Raw genomic sequence first — 3,405 nt, 5'->3', positions numbered from 1 at the left:
CGCGCAGCGCGCTGCACCCTCTGTGGGATACAAAAAAGCCCGCTTTTGGCGGGCTTTCCGTGCGGTTCGCGCTCTGACCGAACCACCAATTGGCTGGGAGACTAGGATTCGAACCTAGATAGGCAGAGTCAGAGTCTGCAGTCCTACCGTTAGACGATCCCCCAATACGGGGTCGCCGCCAGAGCTTGAAGCGATTAGCGCTTCGAGAACTGGGTGGCGCGGCGAGCCTTGTGCAGGCCAACCTTTTTACGCTCGACTTCGCGGGCATCGCGGGTCATCAGGCCGGCCTTGCGCAGGTCGGGCTTGAGCGTGTCGTTGTATTCCACCAGCGCGCGGGCGATGCCCAGGCGGATGGCGCCGGCCTGGCCGGTGATGCCGCCGCCGGCGACGGTGACGGTGAAGTCGAACTTGTCACCCATCTGGCTGACGACCAGCGGCTGGCGCACGATCATGCGCGAGGTCTCGCGGCCGAAGAACTCGTCGACCGGGCGGCCGTTGACGAGGATCTTGCCGCTGCCCGAACGCATGAACACGCGGGCGGTGGAGGACTTGCGACGGCCGGTGCCGTAGTTCTGTTCGATAGCCATGTCTGTGCCTTAAGCCTTGAAGTCCAGAGCCTGCGGCTGCTGGGCAGAATGCGGATGCTCCGAGCCCTTGTAGACCTTGAGCTTGCGGTACATGGCGCGGCCGAGCGGGTTCTTCGGGAGCATGCCCTTGACGCCGATCTCGATCACGCGCTCCGGGTGTGCGTCCAGAATCTGGCCCAGCGACTGGGTCTTCAGGTTACCGACGTAGCCGGTGAAGCGGTGGTACTTCTTGTCCTGCAGCTTGTTGCCGGTGACGTGGATCTTCTCGGCGTTGATCACGACGAGGTAGTCACCCGTATCAACGTGCGGGGTGTAGTCAGGCTTGTGCTTGCCGCGAAGGCGGATCGCGAGTTCCGAGCACAGACGGCCCAGGGTCTTGCCGCTGGCATCGACCACGTACCAGTCTTGCTTGACGGTCTGGGCGTTGGCGCTGACGGTCATGGTCTTCATGACGGCTCCAAAATATAGAAATCGGGGTGGAAAGAGGCGGAATGATAGCGGCCCTTTGCGGCTCGCGCAAGCCCGGCTGAGCCCCGTGCTAGCATCCCGCCATGCCCGCCCTGCCCGACCCGGCCCTTCGCGCCGCGCCCCCAGCGCCTGCCGACGCGGCCCTGGTGGCCCTGGCCGACCGCTGCGTGCAGTGCGGTTTGTGCCTGCCGCATTGTCCCACTTATCGGCTCGACCAGACCGAGGCCGAATCCCCGCGCGGCCGCATCGCCTACATCAAGGCGGTGGCGCAGGGGGGCCTGGCGCCTACGCTGGCCGGCGACCTTCATCTTGATCACTGCCTGGGCTGCCGGCGCTGCGAGCCGGTCTGCCCGGCCGGAGTGTCCTATGGCGAACTGCTGGTGGGTGCGCGCGCGGCCCAGGCCGCCAGGCATGCGCCGGCACCGGCCTTGCGCGCCGCAGGCTGGCTGTTGGCCCGCCCGCCGCTGCTGGGCCGCCTGGTGGACCTGCAGCGTGCCGTCGGCGCCTGGCTGCCGGCGGCCCTTCGCCCCCGCCTGCCGCCGGCGCCGCCCGCGGTTGAAATGCCGGCACCGCCGGCCGTCGCGAAGGCCGAAGTAGCCGTTTTCGTGGGATGCATCGCCGACCGCTACGAATCGGGCACGCGTGCCGGCCTGGCCCGGCTCCTGGCCGCGGCCGGCATCGTCGTGGCGCTGCCCGAAGGCCAGGGCTGCTGCGGCGCCGCCGCCGCGCATGCGGGCGACCCGGCAACGGGGGGCAGGCTGGCCGCCGCCCACCCCCCGGCATTAGCCGGCCGCGCCCGCGGGCTATGCCTGGGCCCCCGCTGGCAGGGCAGCCTCGCCCGCCGCCGGGCGGGCGCCGCGCCGGTGGAAGACGCGCTGGCCGCGCTGGACCGGCTCGGCGACCAGCTGCGCTGGCGTCCGGCGCATCGGCGCGTGGCGCTGCACCTGCCCTGCACACAGCGCAGCGTGGTGCGCAGCGAAAGCGCGCTGCGGCGACTGCTGCAGCGCATCCCCGGCCTGGACCTGGTCGAACTGCCCGACACCGGCTGCTGTGGCGCCGCCGGCCTGCACCAGTTGGCCGAACCCGCCCGCGCCGACGCCCTGCGCGCGCCCGTGCTGCAGGCGCTGGCCGAAAGTGGTGCCACCGAGCTGCTGTCGGCGAACATAGGATGCCGCCTTCACCTCGCCACTGGCACGATAATGCCGGTACGCCACCCCATCGATTTCCTGGCCGAGCATCTGGCATGACTCCTACCCGCCGCTTCAGCCCGCTGGACCGCCTGCTGATCGAGGCCCAGCACTCCCTCGGCACCAGCCTGGGCCGTGCCCGCGCCGAGCGTCCCAACCCCGCCGGCACGGTGCCCGACCTGCAGCTCGATGAGCCCGAACGCCGGCACGCCGCCGGCCTGATGCGCATCAACCACACCGGCGAGGTCTGCGCACAGGCGCTGTACGTCGGCCAGGCCGCGGTGGCCCGCGACGCCGCAACGCGCGCCCAGCTCGAACACGCCGCGCAGGAAGAAACCGACCACCTGGCCTGGTGCGCCGACCGGCTGGAAGAACTCCACAGCCGGCCCAGCCTGTTCAACCCGATCTTCTACGCCGGCAGCTACGCCATCGGCCTGGCCGCGGGCCTGCGCGGCGACGGCTGGAACCTGGGCTTCGTGGTCGAGACCGAACGGCAGGTGGAGGCGCATCTGGAAGAACACCTGGCCCAGCTGCCGCCCGGGGACGAGCGCAGCCGCGCCATCATCCGCACCATGAAGCAGGACGAAGCCCGCCACGCCGACGAGGCCCTGGACGCGGGCGCACGCCTGCTGCCCCCGCCCATACCGCGACTGATGGCCCTCAGCTCACGCCTGATGAAGCTGGTCGCCTACCGGGTCTGACCATCCCTGGCCTGGCCCACGCCAGGCTGGCTTTTCAGGCCGGCGAAGTGAGCTTGAGGCCGATGATGCCCGCCAGGATCAGGCCGATGCAGGCCAGCCGCGGCCAGGCCGCCGACTCGCCGAACAGCGCGATGCCCAGGATGGCGGTACCCACGGCACCGATGCCAACCCAGACCGCGTAGCCGGTGCCGATCGGGATTTCCTTGAGCGCCAGCGCCAGGAACCAGAAGCCCACCGCCATCGCGGCCACGGTCACCGTACTGGCCAGGGGCCGGGTGAAGCCTTCGGAATACTTCAGGCCGATCGCCCAGACGATCTCGAGCACGCCGGCGATTGCCAGATAGACCCATGCCATTTCACTACTCCCTTGCGTGTCTTCAGAAACAACAACGGCCCGGGGCTGTCGCGCCGGACCGTCGTCGGTGGTTCATCGCCCCATCGGGCGCGCGGGTCGTCCCGCGG

General features: G+C 69.9%; 5 protein-coding genes and 1 tRNA gene. 2 read left to right on the top strand and 4 right to left on the bottom strand.

The window, feature by feature from the left end; genetic code table 11:
• Positions 1–90: 90 nt before the first annotated feature.
• The 3 genes from K0M70_RS00075 to rplM all read right to left on the bottom strand — a co-directional run bounded on the left by K0M70_RS00075 (position 91) and on the right by rplM (position 1,037).
• Positions 91–164: transfer RNA gene (locus tag K0M70_RS00075), tRNA-Gln, on the bottom strand.
• A 30-nt stretch (positions 165–194) separates the two neighbouring features.
• Entirely contained in the window at positions 195–587 is a 393-nt protein-coding gene (rpsI, locus tag K0M70_RS00070; RefSeq protein ID WP_290777622.1) for a 30S ribosomal protein S9, read from the bottom strand.
• A 9-nt stretch (positions 588–596) separates the two neighbouring features.
• Positions 597–1,037, bottom strand: coding sequence for a 50S ribosomal protein L13 (gene rplM / locus K0M70_RS00065; RefSeq protein WP_290777619.1), 441 nt, complete (start codon positions 1,035–1,037; stop codon positions 597–599).
• Positions 1,038–1,138: 101 nt separating this feature from the next.
• On the opposite strand from rplM, the gene K0M70_RS00060 reads away from it, so the two are divergent.
• Positions 1,139–2,302, top strand: a complete 1,164-nt coding sequence (locus tag K0M70_RS00060) for a (Fe-S)-binding protein (protein WP_290777616.1) — start codon at positions 1,139–1,141, stop codon at positions 2,300–2,302.
• Positions 2,299–2,943 (top strand): 2-polyprenyl-3-methyl-6-methoxy-1,4-benzoquinone monooxygenase, encoded by a 645-nt coding sequence (coq7, locus tag K0M70_RS00055; RefSeq protein ID WP_290777614.1) that lies wholly within the window; start codon positions 2,299–2,301, stop codon positions 2,941–2,943. The genes K0M70_RS00060 and coq7 overlap by 4 nt, the downstream gene beginning before the upstream one ends.
• A gap of 34 nt (positions 2,944–2,977) precedes the next feature.
• Here the strand turns inward: coq7 and sugE are convergent, their stop codons facing one another.
• Complete coding sequence (gene sugE / locus K0M70_RS00050; protein WP_290777612.1) at positions 2,978–3,298, bottom strand: quaternary ammonium compound efflux SMR transporter SugE; 321 nt, start codon at positions 3,296–3,298, stop codon at positions 2,978–2,980.
• Positions 3,299–3,405: the final 107 nt, after the last annotated feature.

The sequence above is a fragment of the Arenimonas sp. genome (assembly GCF_019459675.1).
Classification (GTDB): domain Bacteria; phylum Pseudomonadota; class Gammaproteobacteria; order Xanthomonadales; family Xanthomonadaceae; genus Arenimonas.
This window is presented reverse-complemented; position numbering and strand designations above follow the sequence as displayed.